Annotated in this window: 16 protein-coding genes and 1 pseudogene; 10 read left to right on the top strand and 7 right to left on the bottom strand. The window is 71.1% G+C overall.

Translation table 11 applies throughout. The annotated features are described in order from the left end of the window. Nucleotides 1-106 precede the first annotated feature (106 nt). Entirely contained in the window at nt 107-1,705 is a 1,599-nt protein-coding gene (locus ACQEV2_RS02040) for a sulfatase (protein WP_433054132.1), read from the bottom strand. A gap of 305 nt (nt 1,706-2,010) precedes the next feature. Beyond that, nucleotides 2,011-3,639, bottom strand: a complete 1,629-nt coding sequence (locus ACQEV2_RS02035; protein ID WP_433035778.1) for an acyl-CoA synthetase — start codon at nt 3,637-3,639, stop codon at nt 2,011-2,013. A 176-nt stretch (nt 3,640-3,815) separates the two neighbouring features. On the opposite strand from ACQEV2_RS02035, the gene ACQEV2_RS02030 reads away from it, so the two are divergent. The 8 genes and pseudogenes from ACQEV2_RS02030 (at nt 3,816) to ACQEV2_RS01995 (ending at nt 12,823) form a co-directional block, all read left to right on the top strand. Continuing rightward, on the top strand, nt 3,816-4,619 hold the full coding sequence (locus ACQEV2_RS02030; protein WP_433035775.1) for a crotonase/enoyl-CoA hydratase family protein: 804 nt from the start codon (nt 3,816-3,818) through the stop codon (nt 4,617-4,619). Between the two features lie 116 nt (nt 4,620-4,735). Beyond that, a complete protein-coding gene (locus ACQEV2_RS02025) occupies nt 4,736-5,707 on the top strand; it encodes a Zn-ribbon domain-containing OB-fold protein (protein WP_433035772.1) in 972 nt (323 codons plus the stop codon). Next, the gene (locus ACQEV2_RS02020; RefSeq protein ID WP_433035769.1) at nt 5,704-6,753 is read left to right on the top strand and encodes a thiolase domain-containing protein; all 1,050 of its coding nucleotides are present in this window, start codon (nt 5,704-5,706) and stop codon (nt 6,751-6,753) included. Before ACQEV2_RS02025 ends, ACQEV2_RS02020 begins: the two co-directional genes overlap by 4 nt. Then, nucleotides 6,750-7,916, top strand: a complete 1,167-nt coding sequence (locus ACQEV2_RS02015; protein WP_433035766.1) for a thiolase domain-containing protein — start codon at nt 6,750-6,752, stop codon at nt 7,914-7,916. The genes ACQEV2_RS02020 and ACQEV2_RS02015 overlap by 4 nt, the downstream gene beginning before the upstream one ends. A gap of 119 nt (nt 7,917-8,035) precedes the next feature. Next, nucleotides 8,036-8,278: a DUF397 domain-containing protein gene (locus tag ACQEV2_RS02010; RefSeq protein WP_433035763.1), complete on the top strand. Its 243-nt coding sequence runs from the start codon at nt 8,036-8,038 to the stop codon at nt 8,276-8,278. A 179-nt stretch (nt 8,279-8,457) separates the two neighbouring features. Then, nucleotides 8,458-9,363, top strand: coding sequence for a universal stress protein (locus ACQEV2_RS02005; RefSeq protein ID WP_433035760.1), 906 nt, complete (start codon nt 8,458-8,460; stop codon nt 9,361-9,363). A 486-nt stretch (nt 9,364-9,849) separates the two neighbouring features. Continuing rightward, nucleotides 9,850-10,347, top strand: a complete 498-nt coding sequence (locus ACQEV2_RS02000) for a hypothetical protein (protein WP_433035757.1) — start codon at nt 9,850-9,852, stop codon at nt 10,345-10,347. A gap of 243 nt (nt 10,348-10,590) precedes the next feature. Beyond that, nucleotides 10,591-12,823 (top strand): annotated as a pseudogene (locus tag ACQEV2_RS01995) (glycoside hydrolase family 95 protein). Between the two features lie 18 nt (nt 12,824-12,841). On the opposite strand, the gene ACQEV2_RS01990 reads toward ACQEV2_RS01995, so the two are convergent. Both ACQEV2_RS01990 and ACQEV2_RS01985 read right to left on the bottom strand, forming a co-directional pair. Continuing rightward, nucleotides 12,842-14,809 (bottom strand): N-acetylmuramoyl-L-alanine amidase, encoded by a 1,968-nt coding sequence (locus ACQEV2_RS01990; protein ID WP_433035754.1) that lies wholly within the window; start codon nt 14,807-14,809, stop codon nt 12,842-12,844. 258 nt (nt 14,810-15,067) lie between these two features. Beyond that, nucleotides 15,068-16,210 (bottom strand): aminoglycoside phosphotransferase family protein, encoded by a 1,143-nt coding sequence (locus ACQEV2_RS01985; protein WP_433035751.1) that lies wholly within the window; start codon nt 16,208-16,210, stop codon nt 15,068-15,070. Between the two features lie 245 nt (nt 16,211-16,455). Between ACQEV2_RS01985 and ACQEV2_RS01980 the strand changes: the two genes are divergently transcribed. Then, the gene (locus ACQEV2_RS01980) at nt 16,456-17,949 is read left to right on the top strand and encodes a DNA-binding protein NsdB (RefSeq protein ID WP_433035748.1); all 1,494 of its coding nucleotides are present in this window, start codon (nt 16,456-16,458) and stop codon (nt 17,947-17,949) included. 65 nt (nt 17,950-18,014) lie between these two features. On the opposite strand, the gene ACQEV2_RS01975 is transcribed toward ACQEV2_RS01980, so the two are convergent. Beyond that, nucleotides 18,015-19,451 (bottom strand): PP2C family protein-serine/threonine phosphatase, encoded by a 1,437-nt coding sequence (locus ACQEV2_RS01975; protein ID WP_433035745.1) that lies wholly within the window; start codon nt 19,449-19,451, stop codon nt 18,015-18,017. Nucleotides 19,452-19,882: 431 nt separating this feature from the next. On the opposite strand from ACQEV2_RS01975, the gene ACQEV2_RS01970 reads away from it, so the two are divergent. Then, the gene (locus ACQEV2_RS01970) at nt 19,883-20,296 is read left to right on the top strand and encodes an SsgA family sporulation/cell division regulator (protein WP_433035742.1); all 414 of its coding nucleotides are present in this window, start codon (nt 19,883-19,885) and stop codon (nt 20,294-20,296) included. 66 nt (nt 20,297-20,362) lie between these two features. On the opposite strand, the gene ACQEV2_RS01965 is transcribed toward ACQEV2_RS01970, so the two are convergent. Together ACQEV2_RS01965 and ACQEV2_RS01960 are read right to left on the bottom strand one after the other, a co-directional pair. Next, nucleotides 20,363-21,460 carry a chemotaxis protein gene (locus ACQEV2_RS01965; protein WP_433035740.1) on the bottom strand — a complete coding sequence of 366 codons (1,098 nt, stop codon included), beginning with the start codon at nt 21,458-21,460 and terminating at the stop codon, nt 20,363-20,365. Nucleotides 21,461-21,524: 64 nt separating this feature from the next. Further along, complete coding sequence (locus ACQEV2_RS01960) at nt 21,525-23,108, bottom strand: alpha/beta fold hydrolase (RefSeq protein WP_433035737.1); 1,584 nt, start codon at nt 23,106-23,108, stop codon at nt 21,525-21,527. Nucleotides 23,109-23,299 lie beyond the last annotated feature (191 nt).

Here is a 23,299-nt window from a genome sequence, read left to right as displayed (position 1 = left end):
CCGTCATTGCGACCGTAGGGACGCCCCCCGCACACCGGCGCGTCCTGTTACGCCGTACGAAGCCTTTCGCTCAGCGAATGTCCCCGAACGGCCCAGCACCGGTTGCTCAGTCCGTCCGGGGCCCGTATGCGGTCATGAAGCGGTCCCGGAACTTGTCCATGCCCCACGTCGGTGCGTTCTCGGCGGGCTTGAGTCCGTCCGTCCAGCCCCAGTCGGCGATCCGGTCCAGAACCTTCTTGTCACGGGCGACGATCGTGACCGGAACATCCCGGTTGGTGCTGCCCGCGGTGACCGTCGGGACGGGCTGGTGGTCGCCGAGGAAGACGAGGACGGTGTTGTCGTCGCCGTAGCGCTCGACCCACTGGGTCAGGCTGTCCAGGGAGTACTGGATGGCCTTGCGGTACTCGGTCCGCACGCGCTTGGCGCTCTTCCAGACCTCGGTGGGGTTCGTGCCCTCCTTCTTGATCTTGTGGAAGACCGAACCGTCGCCGAGGTCGTTCCAGTCGATCGTGTGGGCGATGGGAGACCAGGGGTTGTGGCTGGACGCCAGGATGATCTCCGCCATGATCGGCTCGCGGTTCTTCTTGCCGTGCTCCAGCTTCTGGAAGGACTCCAGGCTGAACTGGTCCGGCACGGGCGTCCAGCTGAAGTACGGGCCCTGATAGCCGAGGTGGGTGGAGTCGTAGATGTGGTCGAGGCCGAAGTACTTGCCCTCGGGCCAGGACTTGCGGACGCCCGGGACGATGCCGACGGTCCGCCAGGCGCCGCTCTTCTGGAAGTAGCTGGTGAGGGTCGCGCGGTCACTGGTGGTCAGGGTGCGGTACCGCTGCTGGTTCTTGACCCACAGGCCGGACAGGAACGTCGAGTGGGCGAGCCAGCTGCCGGCGCCCGTCACGGGCGACCTGAGCCAGCCGCTGCGCGCCGCGAAACCGGCCGACGCAAGCCTGGCGTCGCCCTCCTTGAGCGTCGCGTCGACCTCCGGTGCCATCGCCGGATCGTCGATGGCCACCCGGCCGTAGCTCTCGATGAAGGTGAACATGACGTCCTTGCCGCGCAGTCCGGTCAGCAGCTGGTCGGGCGGGGTGTCGGCGAAAGCGTCGACAGGGAGCTGCTTCTTGAAGTCCTCGGCGTCCCCGAGGCCGTCGCGGACGTACTGCACACGGTTGGCGAGGTACTGGGCGTAGCTCTTGGTGGCGACCGTGACCCCGCCGAACTGCATCCCCAGGGTGAAGCAGATGATCCACACGACGCCGAGGACCAGCGTGGTGCGTACGGCCACGGGGCGGTGCCGGGCCAGTACATCCGCGAGCCGCATCACCGCGAGCGCGCTCACCACGAGCAAGGCGACGATCAGGACGATCACCCCGGCCACCGCGAGCACCTGCCCCGAGCGGCCGAGCGAGTCCTTCAGGAAGTCCGCCGCGTCGTACAGCAGCACCCAGTCGAAGACCAGGTCGAACGGCCGCGCCAGGGTCTGGCGGAAGCCCATGTCGAGGCACTTGAGAAGGGTGGACAGCCCGAGCAACGCCCCCAGGGCGACGGCCGTGATCCGCCGTGCCTTTGTTGGCAGTGCGAGCAGGACGGCCGCGAGGAAGATCGCCTCGACGGGGAGACGGAGGAACTGCTGGACCGTGATCCAGTCGAGGCGGTTCGGCACGAGGAGTGCGGCGAGGACCAGCGCACAGGCCAGGACATTCGTCCCCATCCGCACGGCACGTGCGGCGCGCGGGTAACGACGGCGCCAGCCGAACCAGCCGGGCCGGTCCGCGGGGCGGGGCGCGCTGGTCTCGTCGACCGGCTCGGCGGCCTCGGCCCCGTCGGCTTGCTCGACCGCTGCCGTCTCCGCTTCCTGCGTCTCTCGTCCTGCTTGCTCTGTTGCTGCCTCCTGCGACACCCGGAGGTCCTCCCGTGCGGTCTTGCGATGGCATGGCAAACAGCGCCCGATGACCGAGCCTGCCACCACGAGTACGTCCGCACGTCACCTTAGGTTCAATCGGGCCTGCCCGGAATTCATCCGTCCGCCGCCACCGCCACCTCCCGGGCCCACCGGTAGTCCGCCTTGCCGCTGGGCGAGCGCCGGATCGACTCCGTGATCACCAGCTGGCGGGGGATCTTGTACCCCGCGAGATGGGACCGGCAGTGCGTCTGGATGTCCGCCAGCGACGGCCGCACCGCGCCGGAGCGCAACTGCACGACGGCCGCCACGTGATGCCCCCACTTCGCGTCCGGCACCCCGGCCACGAGTGCGTCGTACACGTCGGGATGGGACTTGAGCGCCTGCTCGACCTCCTCCGGATACACCTTCTCGCCGCCGGTGTTGATGCACTGCGAGCCGCGACCCAGCACGGTGACGACGCCCTCGGCGTCGACCGTGGCCATGTCGCCGAGCAGCACCCACCGCTCGCCGTCCTTCTCGAAGAAGGTCTCGGCGGTCTTCGCCGGGTCGTTGTAGTAGCCGAGCGGTACATGGCCGCACTGCGCGACCCGGCCCACCTCGCCCACCGCGACCGGCTCGTGCGTGGCCGGATCGACCACCTGCGTACGGGAGTTGACGCGGATGCGGAAGCCCCGCTCGGGTCCGGAGTCCTCGGTCGCGGTGCCGTTGAAGCCGGACTCCGAGGACCCGAAGTTGTTCAGCAGCATCACGTTCGGGACCAGCTCCTGGAACTGCCGGCGCACCGTGTCGGACATGATTGCCCCGGACGAGGACACGCTGAACATCGACGAGCAGTCCGTGCCCTTCATGGGCCCGTTCAGCGCGTCGACGAGTGGCCGCAGCATCGCGTCGCCCACCAGCGACACGCTGGTGACCCTCTCCTTCTCGATCGTCCGCAGGACCTCCTCCGGCACGAACTTGCGGTGGATCACGATCCGCTGGCCGAAGTTGAAGCCGATGAAGGCGGTCAGCGTGGAGGTCCCGTGCATCAGCGGCGCGGTGGGGAAGAACGTGATCCCGTCGCCGCCCGCCGCCACGCGCTCGGCGAGCTCCTCCGGCTTCTTCACCGGCTCGCCGGTCGGCGCACCCCCGCCCAGCCCCGAGAAGAACAGGTCCTCCTGGCGCCACATCACACCCTTGGGCATCCCGGTGGTGCCGCCGGTGTAGATGATGAACTGGTCGTCGCCCGACCGCGCGGGAAACCCGCGCCCCGGTGACCCGGCCGCCTCGGCGTCCGCGAAGGCCACGGCGGGTACGACCGGTGCGTCGGTGGCACCCGGCGCCGCGGTGCCGACCCGCACGAGATGCCGTAGCCCGTCCACCTGTGGCAGCGCCGCCGCCACCCGGTCCATGAACTCCGCCTCGAAGACCAGGGCCACCAGATCGGCGTCCCGGTAGAGGTACACCAACTCCTCTTCGACATACCGGTAGTTGACGTTGACCGGAACGATCCGTGCCTTCAGGCAGCCCAGCACCGTCTGCAGGTACTCGACGCCGTTGTAGAGGTGGAGTCCGAGGTGCTCGCCGGGGCGTATCCCGCTGTCGATCAGATGGTGGCCGATCCGGTTGGCGGCCGCGTCCAGTTGCGCGTACGTCAGGCGGCGCTCCGCGCCCGTGCCCGGGTGGTCGACGTACACGAGCGCCTCGCGGTCGGGAACCGCGTCGACGACCGACTCGAACAGGTCGGCAAGGTTGTACTCCACCGCTCCTCCTGACCTCGACAGGGCCTGGCTCTCCGACGGTTGCCGGTCATCAGAGCAAAGGGCGGCACAACTGTGAAGCCTCCGCGCAAAAGAATCTGACTGACTGTCAGAAAACTCTTGAAGTGCCTCCGCGCCTACTGCAACCTGTTCTCGTTCTGGCAGAGGGGAGACGGGTCATGGGTGGGACAGAACACCTCACCGTGCGGCGCGAGGGCGCCACGCTGGTGCTCACGCTCAACAGGCCGGAGGCGAAGAACGCGCTCTCGTTGCCGATGCTGGTCGGACTGTACGACGGCTGGGTCGAGGCCGACGCGGACGATTCGATCCGCTCGATCGTGTTCACCGGAGCGGGGGGCTGTTTCTGCGCGGGCATGGACCTCAAGGCCCTCGCCGGGAACGGCGGTCTCGAGGGGGAGCACTACCGCGACCGGCTCAAGGCCGATCCCGACCTGCACTGGAAGGCGATGCTCCGCCACCACCGCCCGCGCAAGCCGGTGATCGCCGCCGTCGAGGGGTACTGCGTCGCTGGAGGCACCGAGATGCTTCAGGGCACGGACATCCGGGTCGCGGGCGAGTCGGCGACGTTCGGGCTCTTCGAAGTCAAACGAGGCCTGTTTCCGATCGGCGGCTCCACAGTCCGGCTGCAACGGCAGATCCCCCGCACGCACGCCCTGGAGATGCTGCTCACCGGCCGCCCCTACAGCGCCCGGGAAGCCGCCGACATCGGCCTGATCGGCCACGTCGTCCCCGACGGCACGGCCCTGACCAAGGCCCTGGAGATCGCCGAGCAGATCAACGCCTGCGGGCCGCTGGCCGTCGAAGCCGTCAAGGCGTCGGTCTACGACACCGCCGAGATGACCGAGACCGACGGCCTCGCCGCCGAACTGGGGCGCGGCTGGCCGATCTTCGACACCGCCGACGCCAAGGAGGGCGCCCGCGCCTTCGCGGAGAAGCGGCCGCCTGTCTACAAGCGTGCGTAGCGCTGCGCCGGCATGAGCCGGTTGGAAGCTGCGGGCCGGATGTGGCTGGTCGCGCAGTTCCCCGCGCCCCTGTCGGGGCGCTCCACGCACCCGACCTCCAAGGAGGCACGCCCCCGATGCCCGAAGTCCTCAAGGCTCCGCTGACCGTCGAATTCCCCTTCACCCGTTCCCTCAGTCCGGTCCAGAGCGCATTCCTGACCGGACTGCGCGAACGGATCGTCCTGGGTGTGCGAACCGCAGACGGCCGTACCCTCGTCCCACCCGTCGAGTACGACCCCGTCACCGCCGAGGAGATCCGCGATCTGGTCGAGGTCACCCCCACCGGGACGGTGACCACCTGGGCCTGGAACCACGCCCCCCGCCGCGACCAGCCCCTCGACACCCCCTTCGCCTGGGCGCTGGTCCGCCTCGACGGTGCCGACACCGCCCTCCTGCACGCCCTCGACGCGCCCGGCCCCGACGCCGTGCACACCGGCATGCGTGTCCGCATCCGCTGGGCCGAGGAGCGCATCGGCGCCATCACCGACATCGCCTGCTTCGAGCCGTACGAAAGCGAGCCGTACGAAAGTGCGCCGAACGACGGTGGTTCGGCCGAACGCACTGGCCACACCGGTGAGTTCGACGACCCGGTCACCGGCATCGTCGCCCAAGCCCGACTCGACTACACCTACTCGCCCGGCCGCGCCCAGTCCGCCTACATCAACGCCCTGGCCGAACACCGCAACGTCGGCGAGCGCTGCCCGTCCTGCCGCAAGGTGTACGTCCCGCCGAGGGGTGCGTGCCCCACATGTGGGGTCGCCACATCGGAACAGGTCGAGGTAGGTCCCAGCGGCACAGTCACGACGTTCTGCATCGTCAACATCAAGGCGAAGAACCTCGACATCGAAGTGCCGTACGTCTACGCCCACATCGCCCTCGACGGCGCTGACCTCGCCCTGCACGGCCGGATCGGCGGCATCCCCTACGACCAGGTGCGCATGGGCCTGCGCGTCGAACCGGTGTGGACGCAAGGCGCCCGCTTTCCCGACCACTACCGGCCCACGGGCGAGCCGGACGCGGACTACGACACCTACCGGGAGCTGCTGTGAACCGCGAGATCGCCGTCGTAGCCTTCGCACAGACCGACCACCGGCGCACCAGCGAGGAGCTCTCCGAAGTCGAGATGCTCATGCCGGTCCTGCACGAGGTGCTCGCGCAGACGGGCCTGAAGACCGCCGACATCGGCTTCACCTGCTCCGGCTCCAGCGACTACCTCGCCGGCCGCGCCTTCTCCTTCACCCTCGCCCTCGACGGCGTCGGCGCCTGGCCGCCGATCTCCGAGTCACACGTCGAGATGGACGGCGCGTGGGCGCTGTACGAGGCGTGGACCAAGCTGCTGACGGGGGACGCCGACACCGCGCTCGTCTACTCCTACGGCAAGTCCTCACCCGGCCCCCTGCGCGACGTCCTGACCCGGCAGCTCGACCCCTACTACGTCGCCCCCCTGTGGCCCGACTCCGTCGCGCTGGCCGCCCTCCAGGCCCAGGCGCTCATCGACGCCGGCCACACGGACGAGCCCGCGCTCGCCGCGGTCGCGGCCCGCAGCCGCGCCGACGCCGTCGCCAACTCCCATGCCCAGATGCGGGGTTCGGTGCCGCACGGCGAGTACGTCGTACGACCGCTCCGTACCGGCGACTGCCCGCCCATCGGCGACGGCGCCGCCGCCGTGATCCTCGCGGCGGGGGAGCGGGCCCGGGACCTGTGCGCACGGCCCGCCTGGATCCGCGGCATCGACCACCGCATCGAGGCACACGGCCTGGGTGTCCGTGACCTGACCGACTCGCCGTCGACCCGCCTCGCCGCCGAGAAGGCCGGGGCGTTCGAACGGCCCGTCGACACCGCCGAGTTGCACGCGCCCTTCACCTCGCAGGAGGTCGTCCTGCGCAAGGCGCTCAAGCTCGACGACAGGGTGCGTGTGAATCCGTCCGGCGGAGCGCTCGCCGCCAACCCCGTCATGGCCGCCGGGCTCATCCGCATTGGAGAGGCCGCGGCCCGTATCCAGCGGGGCGAGTCCGACCGGGCCCTCGCGCACGCCACGTCCGGCCCTTGTCTGCAACAGAACCTGGTCGCCGTACTCGAAGGGGATCCGCGATGAGCAAGGAGCCCGTGGCCGTCGTAGGAATCGGCCAGACCAAGCACGTCGCGGCGCGCCGGGACGTGTCGATCGCCGGACTCGTCCGGGAGGCCGCCCGAAGGGCGCTCGACGACGCCGAGCTGAGCTGGGCCGACATCGACGCCGTCGTCATCGGCAAGGCACCCGACTTCTTCGAGGGCGTGATGATGCCGGAGCTCTACCTCGCCGACGCGCTCGGCGCGGTCGGCAAGCCCATGCTCCGGGTGCACACGGCCGGCTCCGTCGGCGGATCCACCGCCCTCGTCGCCGCCAACCTGGTCGCGGCCCGCGTGCACGGCACCGTCCTGACGCTCGCCTTCGAGAAGCAGTCCGAGTCGAACGCCATGTGGGGCCTGTCCCTGCCGATCCCCTTCCAGCAGCCCCTGCTGGCCGGGGCGGGCGGGTTCTTCGCACCGCACGTGCGCGCGTACATGCGGCGCAGCGGCGCACCCGACACGATCGGCTCCCTGGTGGCGTACAAGGACCGGCGCAACGCGCTGAAGAACCCGTACGCGCACCTCCACGAACACGACATCACCCTGGAGAAGGTCCAGGCCTCGCCCATGCTGTGGGACCCGATCCGCTACTCGGAGACCTGCCCGTCCTCCGACGGCGCGTGCGCGATGATCCTCACCGACCGCGCCGGGGCCGCACGGGCGCCCCGCCCGCCCGCCTGGATGCTGGGCGGCGCGATGCGCAGCGAGCCCACCCTCTTCGCGGGCAAGGACGCGGTGTCGCCGCAGGCGGGCAAGGACTGCGCGGCCGACGTGTACCGGCAGGCGGGGATCGCCGATCCGCGCCGCGAGATCGACGGTGCCGAGATCTACGTGCCGTTCTCCTGGTACGAGCCGATGTGGCTGGAGAACCTCGGATTCGCCGACGAGGGCGAGGGCTGGAAGCTCACCGAGGCCGGGGTGACCGAGCTCGACGGTGACCTGCCCGTCAACATGTCGGGCGGGGTCCTGTCCACCAACCCGATCGGGGCCTCCGGGATGATCCGGTTCGCCGAAGCGGCCCTTCAGGTGCGCGGACAGGCCGGGGAACACCAGGTGGAGCGGGCCCGGAAGGTGCTCGGGCACGCCTACGGCGGCGGGTCCCAGTTCTTCTCGATGTGGCTCGTGGGCTCCGCGCCCCCGGACGCCTGAGACGGCTCCCCGGACGGCGGCGGAGCGGCCACCGCAAAGGTCCCCCTCACGTGGCCTGTTGACACCCGGACCCGATCGCTAGGCTGGCCGCGTTCGGACGAATCGGGAGGAGCACGGACGTGGCCGAGAGCACCATCCAGCAGCAGCCGCTCGCGGGCTGGGACAAGCCGGAGCTGGACCTCAGCAACGCCGAGTGGCACTCGGGCAGCCGCGGCCTGGGCGATGTCCAGATCGCCTTTGTCGAGGGATTCATCGCGATGCGCAACAGCGACCGGCCGGAGAGCCCTTCCCTGATCTTCACCCCCGCCGAGTGGGGTGCCTTCGTGTCGGGCGCGAGGGAGGGCGAGTTCGACCTGACGTGATGTGCGGGTCCGGGTGTGCCGGCGGGCGGTCGCGCCGCGCGTCGGCCGCCGTCGGGCCGATCCGGGCGTGTTCCGCCCGTTTTTCCGGACACGCGACCTTGAGAAGCCTCCTGGGGCCGACCCCTGAGCGAGGCTGGCCCCGGGAGGGGCGAAGGTCGTCTTCCGGAGGTGAGGAACCCATGAGCACCCTGCCGGTCATCGCGGCGGTCGACGGATCGGACGACAGTCTGGTCGCGCTCGACTGGGCCGTCGAGGCCGCCCTGGTGCGTGAGGCGCCGCTGCGGGTGGTCCACGTACAGCAGTACCCCGCCTGGGCCAAGCCGGACGTCCTGCCCGCCGGGCGGCCGGAACCGGAGGACGACCCCGTGCTCGACCAGGTACGCCGGTATCTGGCGGGGCGGGTCGAGCGCCCGGTGACGGAGTACGCCGCCCTGGAGGGCGCACCCGGCGCGGTGCTGCCCGAACTGGGTGCCACCGCCGAGCTGTTGGTGCTCGGCTCCCGGGGCCGCGGCGGGTTCGCCAGCCTGCTGCTCGGCTCCAACGGCTTGGCCGCCGCACGTGACGCCGAGTGCCCGGTCGTGGTGGTGCCCAAGCCGGGGCGCGAGGTACACGACGCCATGCCGATCGAGCCGGGGCCGCGAGTCGTCGTCGGCCTGCAGGTCGACGGCCCCGACGAGGCCACGCTCTCCTTCGCCTTCACGGAGGCGGCCCTGCGCGGCGCCCGGCTCCAGGTCGTCGCCGCCTACTCATGGCCGGCGCACATCTGGACGGCGGCTCCCGGCCTGGTCCTGCCGCCGGCCGTCGACCAGGACGCCGTCGAGAACGAGACCCGCGCCCTCGCCGAGGGCTTCCTCGCCCCGCACCGCGAACGCCACCCCGATGTCCACGCCGAGCCGTACGTGGCCCCGGGCGACGCCGCCGGCCTCCTCGTCTCGGCCTCCCGGGACGCACACCTGGTCGTCGTGGGCCGCCACCGGCGCCGTCTCCTGGCCCCCGCCCGCATGATGGGCTCGGTGGCCCAGGCGGTCCTGCTGCACGCGGCGAGCCCCGTGGCGGTGGTGCCACCTGCTCCGCCGGAGGAGTGACGGGCCCGCGGGACGTGTCATGCCGTACCCGACCAGGCCTCGGCCGGAGTCGGCGGCGTGCCGTCCGTCGGAGCGACCAACTCCCGTCGGTACCAAGGCGATTGCTGTACGTCCAGCAATGCGTACGCGAGCAGCTGGGCAGGGTCGAAGGCGGTGCCGTACGACGTGGTGGGCCGGGCCGGGATCTGCTCCGGCCAGGCGGCCGGCAGCCCACGCTCGCGCTGTCGGCGGACCCGCGGTGCCGGTATGGGCAGCCGTCCCTGGACATGGGACGCAGGTCTTCCGCGCCGGCCCGCATCACCGTCTCGTCGGGGGCGACGGCGTCCCACTCCTCGTCCGTTTCCACCGGTGGCGGCACGATCGGGACCGTAAGGCGTCGCATCCTCGGCGTGCACCGAAATTTCCGAGGTACGGCGGTACGGCAAAACCGCCCGTGAACCTCCGCCCGCACGTCACGGACCTGGTCCGGCCACGTACCATGGCGACATGTCGTTCCTCCGCCGCCGCAGCGCCACGCCCGCCGGGCCCGACTTCGACGTACTGGCCATGGACCCGGGCGACTGGCCCGGGAATCTGGGTGCCGGACTGCTGCCCGCCCCCGACGGCAGCTGCCAGGGCGTCTTCCTGCGTTACGACCTCTTCGGCGGCCGCGGCCCCGCGATGATCATCGGCAACCTCCCGGAGGGCTCGCCGGCCCGCGAGGTCGCCGAGGGCGAGATCCCGTTCGAGGTGGCACAGCTGCTGCTGGCCCTGGAGAACGAGGAGGAGGTCACCGTCGTCGGCAGCGAGGACGTGCCCGTGATGCAGGGCGACAACCTCCTCATCGTGCGCCGTCTGAAGCTCTCCGAGAGCCGGATCTCCTGCGTGCAGTTCGACCGCAGCGACAACGTCCTGGTCACCATCGCCGCCTGGGACCGCCCGATCACCGACGACCTGTACGCCCTCCTGAAGCCGCTGCCCGCGGAGCTCTTCCAGCAGGGCTGAATGCCGCGCCCTCCCGCCGCTCCCGCTACGGCCGCACTCTGGGGGCCTCGCGCGTGTTGTCATGACCCTTGCCGCTGAGTCATCGGACCTCTAGCGTCAAGGGCCATGTCGTATGAGTCGCACGGGATCACCCGTAGAACCACGCTGAAGGCGACAGTCGCAGGGGTGGGAGGGTTAACCCTGGGTGCCGCGGTCGAGGAGGCAGCCGCCGCTGATTCCTCCGATGTATCGAGGGAGTCATCGGTGCTGTGGTACGGCTCCCCGGCCGCCGACTGGGAGCGCGAGGCCCTGCCCATCGGCAACGGCGCCCTCGGCGCCATGGTGTTCGGCACCCTCGCCTCCGAACGGCTGCAGTTCAACGAGAAGACCCTCTGGACCGGCGGTCCCGGCTCCGCCCAGGGCTACGACCACGGCAACTGGCGAGCACCCCGCCCCGGCGCGATCACCGCCGCCCAGGACGACCTCGACGCGCGGACCACTCTCGACCCCGAGTCCGTGGCCGACCGGCTCGGCCAGCCACGGATCGGCTACGGCGCCCATCAGACTTTCGGCGACCTCCACCTCGACCTGCCCGGCGCACCGACCCCCGGAGGACTACCGCCGCGAACTCGACCTCGAGCGCGCCGTCGCCTCGGTCGCCTACACCCACCAAGGCGTCCGCCACCAAAGGGACTTCTTCGCCTCCCACCCCGACGGCGTGATCGTGGGCCGCCTCGCCGCCGACCGGCCCGGCAGCGTCACCTTCACCCTGCGCTTCACCTCGCCCCGCGCCGACTTCACCACCACCGCGGCCGACGGAACCCTGACCGTGCGGGGCGCGCTCGCCGACAACGGGCTGCGCTTCGAAGCGCAGGTCCGGGTGCGCAGCCGGGGCGGCACGGTCACGTCCGACGCCGACGGCAGGATCACCGTGACCGGGGCCGACAGCGCCTGGTTCGTCCTGGCCGCGGGCACCGACTACGCCGACACCTACCCCGCCTACCGCGGCGCGGACCCGCACACCGCCGTCGCCCGTGCCGTGCAGCAGGCGGGCGACGACAGTTACGAGGCGCTGCTGGTCCGGCACCTGCGCGACCACCGTGCCCTCTTCCGCCGAGTCGCCCTCGACATCGGCCAGTCACTCCCGGCAGACGTGCCCACCGACGCGCTCCTGGCCGCGTACACCGGCGGCACGAGCGCGGCGGACCGCGCCCTCGAGGCCCTCTACTTCCAGTACGGCCGCTACCTGCTCATCGCCTCCTCACGGCCCGGCTCCCTGCCCGCCAACCTCCAGGGCGTCTGGAACCACAGCACCACGCCCCCGTGGTCCGCGGACTACCACACCAACATCAACATCCAGATGAACTACTGGCCCGCCGAGGCCGCCAACCTCGCCGAGACGACCGCGCCGTACGCCCGTTTCGTCGAGGCCCTGCGCGCCCCCGGACGCCGTACGGCACAGGAGATGTTCGGCTCGCGCGGCTGGGTCGTGCACAACGAGACCAACCCGTACGGCTTCACCGGCGTGCACGACTGGGCGACCGCGTTCTGGTTCCCCGAGGCGGCGGCGTGGCTCACCCAGCAGCTGTACGAGCACTACAGATTCGGCGGCTCCACCGACTATCTGCGCATCACCGCGTACCCGGTGATGAAGGAGGCCGCCGAGTTCTGGCTCGACAACCTGCGCACCGACCCACGCGACGGAACCCTTGTCGTCACCCCCAGCTACTCGCCCGAGCACGGCGACTTCACGGCCGGCGCCGCCATGTCGCAGCAGATCGTCCACGACCTGTTCACCAACACCCTCGAAGCCGCCCGGACCCTGGGCGACACGCCCGACTTCCGCCGCCGCGTCGAGGACGCCCTGAACCGGCTCGACCCAGGTCTGCACCTCGGCTCCTGGGGCCAACTCCAGGAATGGAAGGAGGACTTGGACGACCCCACCGACACCCACCGGCATGTCTCCCACCTGTTCGCCCTCCACCCCGGACGGCAGATCGAACCCGGCAGCAAGTGGGCCGAGGCCGCCAAGGTCTCCCTCACCGCACGCGGTGACGGCGGCACCGGTTGGTCCAAGGCCTGGAAGATCAACTTCTGGGCACGGCTGCGGGACGGCGACCACGCCCACAAGATGCTCGGCGAACAGCTGAAGTCCTCGACCCTGCCCAATCTCTGGGACACCCACCCGCCGTTCCAGATCGACGGCAACTTCGGCGCCACCTCCGGAATCGTGGAGATGCTCATCCAGAGCCAGCACGACATCATCGACGTGCTGCCCGCCCTGCCCGCCGTCTGGCCGGACGGCTCGGTGCGCGGCCTGCGCGCCCGCGGCGGCGCCACCCTCGACATCGCGTGGGCGGACGGCAGGGCGACCCGGATCGCCCTGAAGGCGTCCCGGACCCGTCGACTCACCGTCCGCAGCGACCTGTTCGAGGACGGTGACCTGACCTTCAGGGCGGTCGCCGGGCGTCGGTACACCTGGGAGAGGGAGGGCTGACGCCGCCCGGTGGTGCCGTCAGGAGCCCGACGGCACCACCCGCACATCCGCCGCCCGCACGAAGGCGACCCGGTGACCGAACTGGATCTCGTAGTACTCGTCCTTGCCGACCACGACCCGGTGGGAGGCCTCGTCGAACGTCACCGCGTAGTAGTACTCGCCCGGTGTCCTGTCGCCCACCGCGTACTGCTGGCCCGACGGCAAGGTGTACGGCAGCGGCGACACCGCCTGGGCGGGAACGTCCGCCGGATAGGCCGAGGCCTCGGGATAGGCACGCCCGTACACCGGGACGCTCTCCACGCCGTCCTTCGGCGTCACGACCGGCCCGGCCGCGTTCACCGCGGTCGGGTTCTTCTTCGGGTTCCTGAACCACGCCTTCTGACCCAGGTACCAGATCGCCGTCCAGTCGCCCTCCCGGCCGGCGACCGCGTACTGCTGACCCGTCGAGACCCGGGAGGAGAGGTCGTTCACCCCGGTGCTCGGAGTGGTGCCCAGGCCGACGTCCTTGATCAGGGGATACGACTCGCCGGGCCCGGAGTACAGCCGTACCGCGCTCGAACCGTGGGCCGCGCACGGCTGACCCGCGGAGACGCAGCCCGTGTACTCGGGCCGGTTGGTCGCGTAGTCCGGGCGGATCGTCACCAGGCCGCCGTACGGGCCGGCGGTGGGCACGAAGGGACGGCCCAGCAGCTCGAAGTAGTGCCGCCAGTCCCAGTAAGGGCCCGGGTCGGTGTGCATACCCCGGATGTTCGACGCGGTCGGGCCCGGCACGGTGTCGTGGCCGAGGATGTGCTGCCGGTCGAGCGGGATGCCGTACTTGTCGGCGAGATACGTCACCAGGCGTGCCGAGGACCGGTACATCGCCTCCGTGTACCAGGCGTCCGGCCGCGCCAGGAAGCCCTCGTGCTCAAGGCCGATCGACTTGGCGTTGACGTACCAGTTGCCCGCGTGCCAGGCCACGTCCTCGGCCTTCACATGCTGGGCGATGTGGCCGTCGGTGGAGCGCAGCGAGTACTGCCAGGACACATAGGTGGGGTCCTGCACCATCTTGAGGACCCCCTCCCAGGAGCCCTCGGTGTCATGGATGACGATGTACCTGATGCCCTGCGACGCCGGACGGTCGCCCAGATCGTGGTTGCCGTAGTCGCCCTCCCCGAACTGCTCGTACGGCGCCGGGATCCACTCGCAGGACACGGTCGGCGGGCACTCGGTCTCATCGCTTTCGAGGGTGCGCAGTCCCGCCCGCTTCAGCTGCCCGGTGTCGGGGGAGAGGCCCGGCCGGCCGGTCAGGGCGACCCGTTGGCCCGCGTCCGTGCGGCGTTCCTGGCCGGTGCGCAGCACGTCGTAGACGTCGTTCGCGTACGCCGCCGCCGTCGCGGTGTCGTCGGCGCCGGAGAAGCGGGCCACCGCGCCGTACCAGTCCGCCGGATCGGAACTCGGGGGCGCGCCCAGCGCCTTCTGTTCGGCGGCGAGCAGGGCGGCCCCACCGGCCACATTGGCGGCCGGGTCCGTACGCAGCTCCCGCGGACTCAGCCCGGTCAGTTCGGCGGCCCTCGGCAGGGTCCTGAGGCGGGCCGGGATCTTTCCGGTGTCCGGGAGCTTCGCTGCGGGGGACAGGGGCGCGCGGGCGCTGTCGCCGCGCGGGTCCTCCGCGCCCTCACTGTGGTGCGGGACTGTCCCGGCGAGCGCGGTGCGGGCGTCGGTGAGGTGCATCGGGCCGTAGCCGCCGGTCACGCTGGGCGCGCCGCCGTGCGTGTCCCAGCGGGACTGCAGATAGGAGACGCCGAGCAGGACGCTGACCGGCACGTGGTACTTGGCGGCGGCGGAGGCGAAGGCCTGCTGCAGGCCGTCCGTCGAGGTACGGGCATCGGGCGGGGCTGCTCCGAGCAGCGGCAGCAGCAGCGCCGCGGAAGCCAGCGCGCCGACGGTGGTCCGCCTGAGTCGGTGCCCGGCCGCTCTGCTGGGGTCGGTGACGGATCCGCGCATTGCAGCCTCCTGGGACGGTCGGGCGCGATGAGCCGTGCGGGGCCGGGCGTGCGTCAGTGGTACCGGCTGTCCGACGATCCGTCAATCATGCCAAGAGGCAGGCGTCTTCCCTTGTCAACCGGGGGTCCCGGGAGTTTCGCGGCCAGGGCGCGCTGGCCTGCGGCGCGTCAGTGGCGTACACCAATGGGGGTGGGCGAGCGGACATACGAAGGTCCGCGGTGCGCCGTTCTCCCGGCTCACCGCGGACCACCGTCCCCGTCAGCGAGTGCCGACCGCCGCGCGCACGGCCCGCCGGGCCAGCTGGCAGTCGTCGTGCAGCCGCCGCAGCAGCAGGCGCTGTTCCTCGCCGGACGGCGCAGCACCCGGGTGGGCCTGACCCGGTGCCGCCGGGGTCGTGTCGTGCATCGAACGCTGCACGGCCGTCTCATAGGTACGGATCTCACGGGTCAGCACGAGCATCAGGTTCACCAGGAACGCGTCCCGTGAAGCCGGGCCCGCCGACTGGGCGATCTGGCTGATCTGCCGCCGGGCCACCGGTGCGTCCCCGAGCACCGACCACAGCGTCGCCAGGTCGTAGCCCGGCAGATACCAGCCCGCGTGCTCCCAGTCCACCAGCACTGGACCGGCCGGTGAGAGCAGGATGTTCGCGAGCAGTGCGTCGCCGTGGCAGAACTGGCCCATGCCCTGCCGGCCCGCGGTCGCCGCGATGCCGTGCAGCAGCTTCTGCAGATCGCCCATGTCCCGGTCGGTGAGCAGGCCCAGCTCGTGGTACCGGGAGATCCGCGTCGCGTAGTCCAGCGGCGCGTCGAACGTGCCCGCCGGCGGTCGCCACGCGTTGAGCCGGCAGATCGCCCCGAGTGCCGCTCTGATGTCGGCACGCGGCGGCGCCTCCAGCGGGTGGCGCTGCAGTGCCGCCACCCGGCCCGGCATCCGCTCGATGACGAGCGTGCAGTTGTCCGGATCCGCCGCGATCAGTCTCGGCACCCGCACCGGGGGGCGGTGCCGGACGAACGAGCGGTATGCCGCTATCTCGTGCCGGATCCGCTCGGCCCACGCCGGGGAGTGGTCGAGTAAACACTTGGCGACGGCCGTGCTGCGCCCGGTCGTGCCGACCAGGAGCACGGACCGTCCACTGCGGCGCAGCAGCTGCACCGGGGTGAACTCCGGGCAGATCCGGTGCACCGACGCGATCGCCGTACGCAGCTGGGCGCCCTGAGGGCCGGACAAGTCGAGTCTCCCGCTGAGCGGTTGGGTGCCGATCCCCGCGGGGCGGCGGGCCCGGCCCGCACCGAGCACGGGGGCGGCCGCCGGCCGCGCGGGGTCGAGGTAGGGGCCGCTGCCCGCCGGGCGGGCTCGCAGCGACCGGGGCGGGGCGGACACGGAGGACGATGCTGCGTACATGGGAGAGACAGATCCCTTCGTGTGCCTGAGATGTCAAAGCGCTGCCCGATCCGGCCGCCCGGGTGCACCCTGGGGAATGCACCAGCCGTGGCAAGAAGGCGACCGGGTCGGGGTGGCGCGTTCCTACCTGACACCCGATGCCCGGTGGCACACCATCTGGCGCACCCTGGCGAACCCTGGCGAATAGTCCCGGGGCAACTCTCACCCGGCTACTGTCAACTCAGCCGAGAACCTGGGGGCTTGACGTGAGCGGAGTACCCAACACCCGCCTTTCGGATCTGTTCGGCCTGGCCGGCTGGTCCAAGGGCGAACTCGCGAGGCTGGTCAACCGGCAGGCGGCGGCCATGGGCCACCCCCAGCTGGCGACCGACACCTCGCGGGTGCGGCGGTGGATCGACATGGGAGAGATCCCGCGCGATCCCGTGCCGCGGGTGCTGGCAGCCCTGTTCACCGAGCGTCTCGGCCGTGTCGTGACCATCGAGGACCTCGGTCTGGTCCGGCACGGGCGTGCGGGGAAACGGCAGGACGGCGGGAGTGCGGAGCATCCCGACGGTGTGCCGTGGGCGCCCGAGCGGACGGCTGCGGTCCTCACCGAATTCACGGGAATGGACCTCATGCTCAACCGACGCGGCTTGGTGGGCGCGGGTGCCGCGCTCGCCGCGGGATCCGCACTCAGCAGCGCCATGCACGACTGGCTGCACACCGACCCGGCCCTCAAGGCCGACGCCCCCCAGATCGACGACCCCCTGCACGCCGACCCCGCCGGGTTCGACCGCTACGAGGCCGCCCCCATCGGGTCGCAGGAGATCGAGGAACTGGAGCGCTCGGTCGAGGTGTTCCGGGCCTGGGACGCGGCCCGCGGCGGCGGGCTGCAGCGCAAGGCAGTCGTAGGACAACTCAACGAGGTGGGCGGCATGCTCGCCTACCGTCACCCCGACCATCTGCAGCGGCGCCTGTGGGGCGTCGCCGCCAACCTCGCCGTCCTCGCGGGCTGGATGTCGCACGACGTCGGCCTGGAACCCACGGCCCAGAAGTACTTCGTCATCGCCGCCCACGCGGCCCGAGAGGGCGGCGACCGGCCCCGCGCCGGGGAGGCGCTCTCCCGAGCGGCTCGCCAGATGGTGCACCTCGGCCGGCCCGACGACGCACTCGACCTCATGAAACTCGCCCAGTCCGGCTCCGGCGACGAGGTGCTGCCGCGCACCAGGGCCATGTTCCACACCATCGAGGCCTGGGCGCAGGCGTCGATGGGCAAGGGCCAGGCCATGCGCCGCACCCTCGGCCAGGCGGAGGACCTCTTCGTCTCCGACCGGGGCGACGTGCCGCCGCCGAGCTGGATGCAGACCTTCAAGGACGAGGATCTGTACGGCATGCAGGCCCTGGCCTACCGCACGCTGGCCGAGTTCGAGCCCGGCGCGGCCGTGCACGCCCAGCACTACGCGGAGAAGGCCCTGGCGCTGCGCGTCGACGGCCGGGAACGCTCGAAGATCTTCGACCATCTGTCCATGGCGTCGGCCTGCTTCATCGCGGACGACCCCGAACAGGCGGACCGGTACGCACGGCTGGCCCTGATGTCGATGGGTTCGAACTCGTCCGGCCGCACCTGGGACCGGCTGCGCCAGATGTACCGGCTGACCGCCGAGTACTCCAGCTACCCGAAGATCCACGAACTGCGGGAGGAGATCCGGTTGGCGCTGCCCAAGGCGAAGAAGCCGGGCGGCGGCAGCGCACGGGCATAGCGCACGGGCATAGGGGGCCTGTGCGACCGGTCGATCCTCGTCCGTTCCAGGACGTCACCGGCGTCCTACGACATCACCCTGGCCACGAGCACGCAGGCACCGTCCTCGCGCTCGCTCTCACCGAACTCCTCCACGACCAGCCGTACGCAGTCCTCTGCGCTGTGTGCCCCGCCGATGCGGGGGGCCAGGCCGAGGAGACGGTTCATGGAGTCCGCTCCGCTGTCGCTGTGCCTGGGCGCCAGTCCGTCCGTGTGCAGCAGGAGCAGGTCGCCCACCTCGAGGGTCTCTTCGGCCTGGGCGTAGACGGCACCCGAGGTGGCGCCGAGCAGGACGCCGTCCGGCGCGTTCAGCCTGCGCCCCGTCCCGTCGCGGAACAGCAGCGGGGCGGGGTGTCCGGCCTGCGCCCAGGTCAAGGTGCGGGTCCCGGGCCGGTAGCGGCAGCAGACGGCGCTGCCGAGGGCCGGCTGGACGGTGGCGTCGAGCAACTGGTTGAGCCAGGACATCAGTTGCCCCGGCTGGGTGCCCGCCATCGCCATGCCGCGTACGGCGCCCAGCAGGGTCGCCATGCCCGACGTCACGGCGACGCCGTGCCCGGTGAGGTCGCCGACGCTGAGCAGCGTTTCGCCGTCGGCCAGTTCGAGGGCGTCGTACCAGTCGCCGCCGATCAGCGCGCTCGTCGGCGACGGCAGACAGCGGGCGGCGAGGTCCAGTGTCCGCGGGCCCCGGTGCGGGAGCCGCAGGGAGCCGCGCCACGGCGGCAGCACGGCCTCCTGCAGCTCGACCGCGAGCCGGTGCTCGGTCTGCGCCTGGTGCTGCCGGCGTTGGAGCGAGTCACGGGTCTCACTCACCGCCCGCTGGCTCAGGCGCAGTTCGCTGACGTCCCGCAGCACGGCCCACATCGAGGCGGTGCTGCCGTCAGTGTCGAGCACGGGCTCGCCCATCATGTGCACGGTCCGGGCCTCGCCGTCCGGCCGTACGATCCGGAACTCACCGTCGATGGGCTGGGCGTCGACCAGGCAGTGGGTGACCATCGCCGTCAGCTTCGGCCGGTCCTCGTCGAGCACCACGGATGGCAGCTCGTCGAGGGTGAGCGGCGGAGCGGCGGGGTCGCGGCCGAGGATCTGGTAGAGCTCGCCGGACCAACTGGCCTCGTCCGTCAGCAGGTTCCACTCCGCGCTGCCGACCCGGCTGAGCAGAGAGCCGTGCCCGGAAGCGGGTGCCACGGTCCGGTCGGCCGGTGCGGCCGCGGGAGCCGGGGAGGCCGGGGCCGGGCCGTCCCGCAGCTGCGCCAGGTGCTCGTCGAGGTCGTTGAGCTGGTGCAGGGCGAGGTCGCACAACGCCCGCTGCCATCGCTCCTGCGGGTCCGAACCGTCGCTCTGCGTGCCCCGCCGTACGGCGTCGACGTCGCCCTTGAGCCGTCGTGTCTGCGATATGAGCGCGTCGACCGAGCCGCGTCCGGGCGGCTGAGCGGCGGGGCGGTCCGCAGAGAGATGGGACGGCATGACGCACTCCGATGCGGGAACGGTACGACCAAGGCTGACGGAAGGACCGTTACGACTGTTGCACAGCCCGCGACGCGCTGTAAGGGATTTGGCAACACCCGATACGGTGGTGCGTCTGGCATATGCCAGAGTCTTCACAGAGGGCTCGTGCCGTGCGAATGGCGTACGTCACCGGAGCGGTCAAGTCGTAGGCGGCGTACGTGATTTGAGGGTGCGCGGACGTGGTCGGCCTGGCGTTCATTCGAGTGTTCGACGGCCGGATGTTCTAGGAGTGGGGCCGCAGTGGGCGTCGGCCGGACGGTTGCACGCGTTGGCAGTGATGCAGATCACATAAATGAGGTCGGCTTCGGTGTAATGCGAGGGGCACCTGCGGGGTCCTAAAGGCACAGCGGCAAAACAGTCCGACTTCCGACCCGCAGGGGAGACCGCCCATGGACATCGCCCTCGAGCAGCCCGCCCGCGCCCGTCTGATCACCGGCGAGGAGCGCGAACTCCCCGTTGCCGCCAAGCTGCGGTACGCGTCCACGGACCCGCTGGCGGTGCACCTCGAGTTCCCGGGCGAGGTCTCCCTCGACGGGCAGGGGGCCACCTGGATCTTCGCCCGCAGCCTGCTGGAGGCCGGGCTGCGCGGGCCGGCCGGGGACGGGGACGTGCACCTCTGGCCGTGCGGGCCGGAGCGCACGGTCGTGGAGCTGCACTCGCCCCACGGCATGGCGCTCCTCCAGTTCGACACCCCGGCGCTGCAGCGCTTCCTGCTGCGGACGTATGCGGCGGTCCCGGCCGGCGAGGAGGACCTCGAGGCGGTCGTGGAACGCGGCCTGAGCGCGCTCTTCGGAGGCGTATGAGGACGCCCGCCGTACGAGGAGGCAACCGCCACCGGATGGCCGCCGTGCCTCCTCGACGCTCCGGCGTCAGTACCGCAGCACCCCTGCGATCCCCTGGGCATCGCCCAGCGTGCCGTCCGGTACGAAGCGGACCTCGGCGCCGGTCTCCAGGCACTGCTCGACGATCTCGTCCACGATGTCCTCGCGGGCGTCGAGCTCGCCGCTCTCGGCCGGGATCAGATGGCCGCCCTCCTCGCCCCGCACTGTCACGCGGTAGTTCTCCTCGACGGCCAGCAGCCGGATACGGCCTTCGCGGGCGCTGCGCCAGACCTCGTCGACACCGGCCGCGAACGCCTTGTGGCCCATGGCCGATTCGAGTTCCCGCGCCACGGCGTCGGTGTCCTTGCGGGCCTCGGCGGCGATCACTGGCTGGATCGCCTGCCACACCGCCTCGCGCGTGCCGTGGGCGAGCCCGCCGTGCGGGATGTGCACGGCGTCCTTGGTGGCGCCGCCGATCTCGTCCAGCAGGGACAGCGCCGCCGGCTCGCCGGTGATGTACAGCGCCCGCGGATCGCGGCGGAGGATCGCGCTCATGGCGGAGTCCGCGTCCTTGAGGAAGTGGCGGGTGTCCTCGTCCCGGAACTTGCTCGGACTGTCGCCGATCTGCTCCCGGCGCTCGGGGTCGAAGTTCTCGGCTCTCCTGGTCAGCGGGAAGCCGCCCATGCGGGCCTCGGTGATGCGGTCGAGGCTGCCGTTCCACAGGGTGACGCGGTCGGCGGAGACCGAGAGCACCCAGTAGGGTCGCTCGGCGGCGTGCGCGGAGACGAGATTGCGGGTCAGGAAGGTGTCCGAGAGCACCACGCGCTCGGGCACCGTGCGGGCGAGCGACCACACCTGGTGCTCCCCCGGGGCGGCGAAGATCGCCAGGCCGTCCTCGGCGTACGTGAGATCGACTTCGGCGAGGGCCTGGTCGAGCTGCCGCTCGACTTCCGCCCGGCGCTCGCGGGTGACCGACGGGTCGGCCTCCAGCTGCTTCTTGGCCGCGGCCACGACATTGCGCAGCCGGACCTGGTCCTGGGCCCGGTAGGGCTCTCGGCGATGGGTGGGCGTCAGCACGGACACGGCCGGATAGGGGCGCGGGCGCCGCAGCTCGGTGAGGGTCGTGGGACTGAGTGCGTGCTCCATAACAGCACGATAGGACCGATTCGCCGATCGGGCATTAGGGGCAATCCACTGCATCGCCCGGGCCCTACTCCCGGCCGTCCTCGGGCCCGCAGGAACTGCCGTCGGCCGGCAGCGTGCCGTACAGCAGGAACGCGTCGACCTTGCCGTGCACGCACTTGGAGGAGGTGTATCCGGTGTGGCCGCTGCCCTTGTTGTCCAGCACCACGGCCGCGGGGCCGAGCCGCCTCGCCGTCTCCACGGTCCAGCGGTACGGCGTCGCCGGGTCGCCGCGGGTGCCCACGAGGAGCATCTTCGGCGTGCGCAGGTCCTTCACCTCGTCCCGGATGAAATCCGTGCCCTTGGGGCGGCCGTAGCACATCAGCACCCCGGTGAGCCGGTAGGGACCGAAGACCGGCGACGCCTGCGCGTACTGGGCGCGCAGCCGGTCGAGATCGCTGACGATCTGCTTCGCCGCAGGACGGTCGGGATCATCGGCGCAGTTGATCGCCATCAGCGCCGCGGGAGCGTTGTCGAGGGGGATGTCCTCGTCGTCGACGAGACCGCCGTCGGGGTCCTCGGTCTGTTTGCGGCCGGTGGGCGCGGCTCCGCCGAACGCGAAGGTCTCCACGGCGTGCGTGTCGCCGTCCTCGACCAGCGAGGCCAGGGCCCGCTCCAGGGAGGGCCACAACTCCTCGCTGTAGAGCGCCTGTCCGATGGCGCCGACCAGGTCCTGCCCGGTGAACGGCTCGCCGAACGCCGACGGCACCGGATCCTCGTCCAGCGAGTCGACGAGTCGTACGACCTGCTTCCTGGCCTCGCGCGGATCCTGCCCGAACGGACAGGCGATGTCCTTCACGCACCAGTTGATGAACTCCTCCAGCGCCTTCTGCTGACCCTGGGCGCCCGCCACGCCCTGCTCGGTCAGCGGTTCGGTCAGCGTGTCGACGCCGTCGAGCACCAACCGGCCGACCTTCCCGGGGAACTGGGCGGCATACACCGCGCCGAGCCGCGTGCCGTAGGAGAAACCCAGGTAGTTGAGCTTCTTGTCGCCGAGGGCCTGGCGCATCACGTCCATGTCGCGCGAGGCGTTGACCGTGCCGATGTGCGGCAGTACGGGTCCGGAGTGCCGGGCGCACGCGTCGGCGGCCTGCTTCAGATGCGCGAGGACGGACTGCGGATCGCGGCCGAGTTCCGTCCCGTCGTCCGACATGTCGACGTTCTCCTCGCCGTCCCCGCAGCTGACCGGCGAGGACCTGCCGACGCCGCGCGGATCGAACGTCACGATGTCGTAGCCGTCCGTCAGCTCCATGAAGTCCTTGCCGCCGGCGGCGAATTCGGGGATGCCGGCGCCGCCGGGGCCGCCGAAGTTGAGCAGCACCGAGCCCCGCTTCTCACCCGTGGCCCGGTAGCGGGCGAGCGCCAGATCGAGGGTCGCCGCCTTGGGGTGGGCGTAGTCGAGGGGCACGGTGACCTTGCCGCACTGCATGTCCTTCGGCAGTCCCTCGCCCGGGCACTTGCCCCAGGCGACCTTCTGCCGGTAGAAGCGGGTGAGGTCGGGCTCGGCGTTGTCCGTGACCGTCGGCAGACCGGTGCCGAGCAGGACCACTCCGACCGCGCCGGTGACCGCGCAGCGTCGCAGCATGGGCCGCGTTGACAGCTTTGCCGGCATCGATGCCTCCAGGGACGCCCGTCGCGGACCGGGATACGGCGTTCTCGATCACGATAAGCGGGCCCCGGAACACACGCCTCCGGACGTGCGGGACGGCCCGGGCCGCCGTACCCTGCGCCCCTTGCGTGCCTATCGGGCGTTTTTGCCGCTAGTTCGACAAGCGTGCCACTCGATGGGGTGAAAGGCCGATA

This window comes from Streptomyces sp. CA-251387 (genome assembly GCF_050936625.1).
In the GTDB taxonomy this organism is placed as follows: domain Bacteria; phylum Actinomycetota; class Actinomycetes; order Streptomycetales; family Streptomycetaceae; genus Streptomyces.
The sequence above is the reverse complement of the archived record's forward strand: the minus strand, read 5'-3'. Positions and strand labels throughout refer to the sequence as shown.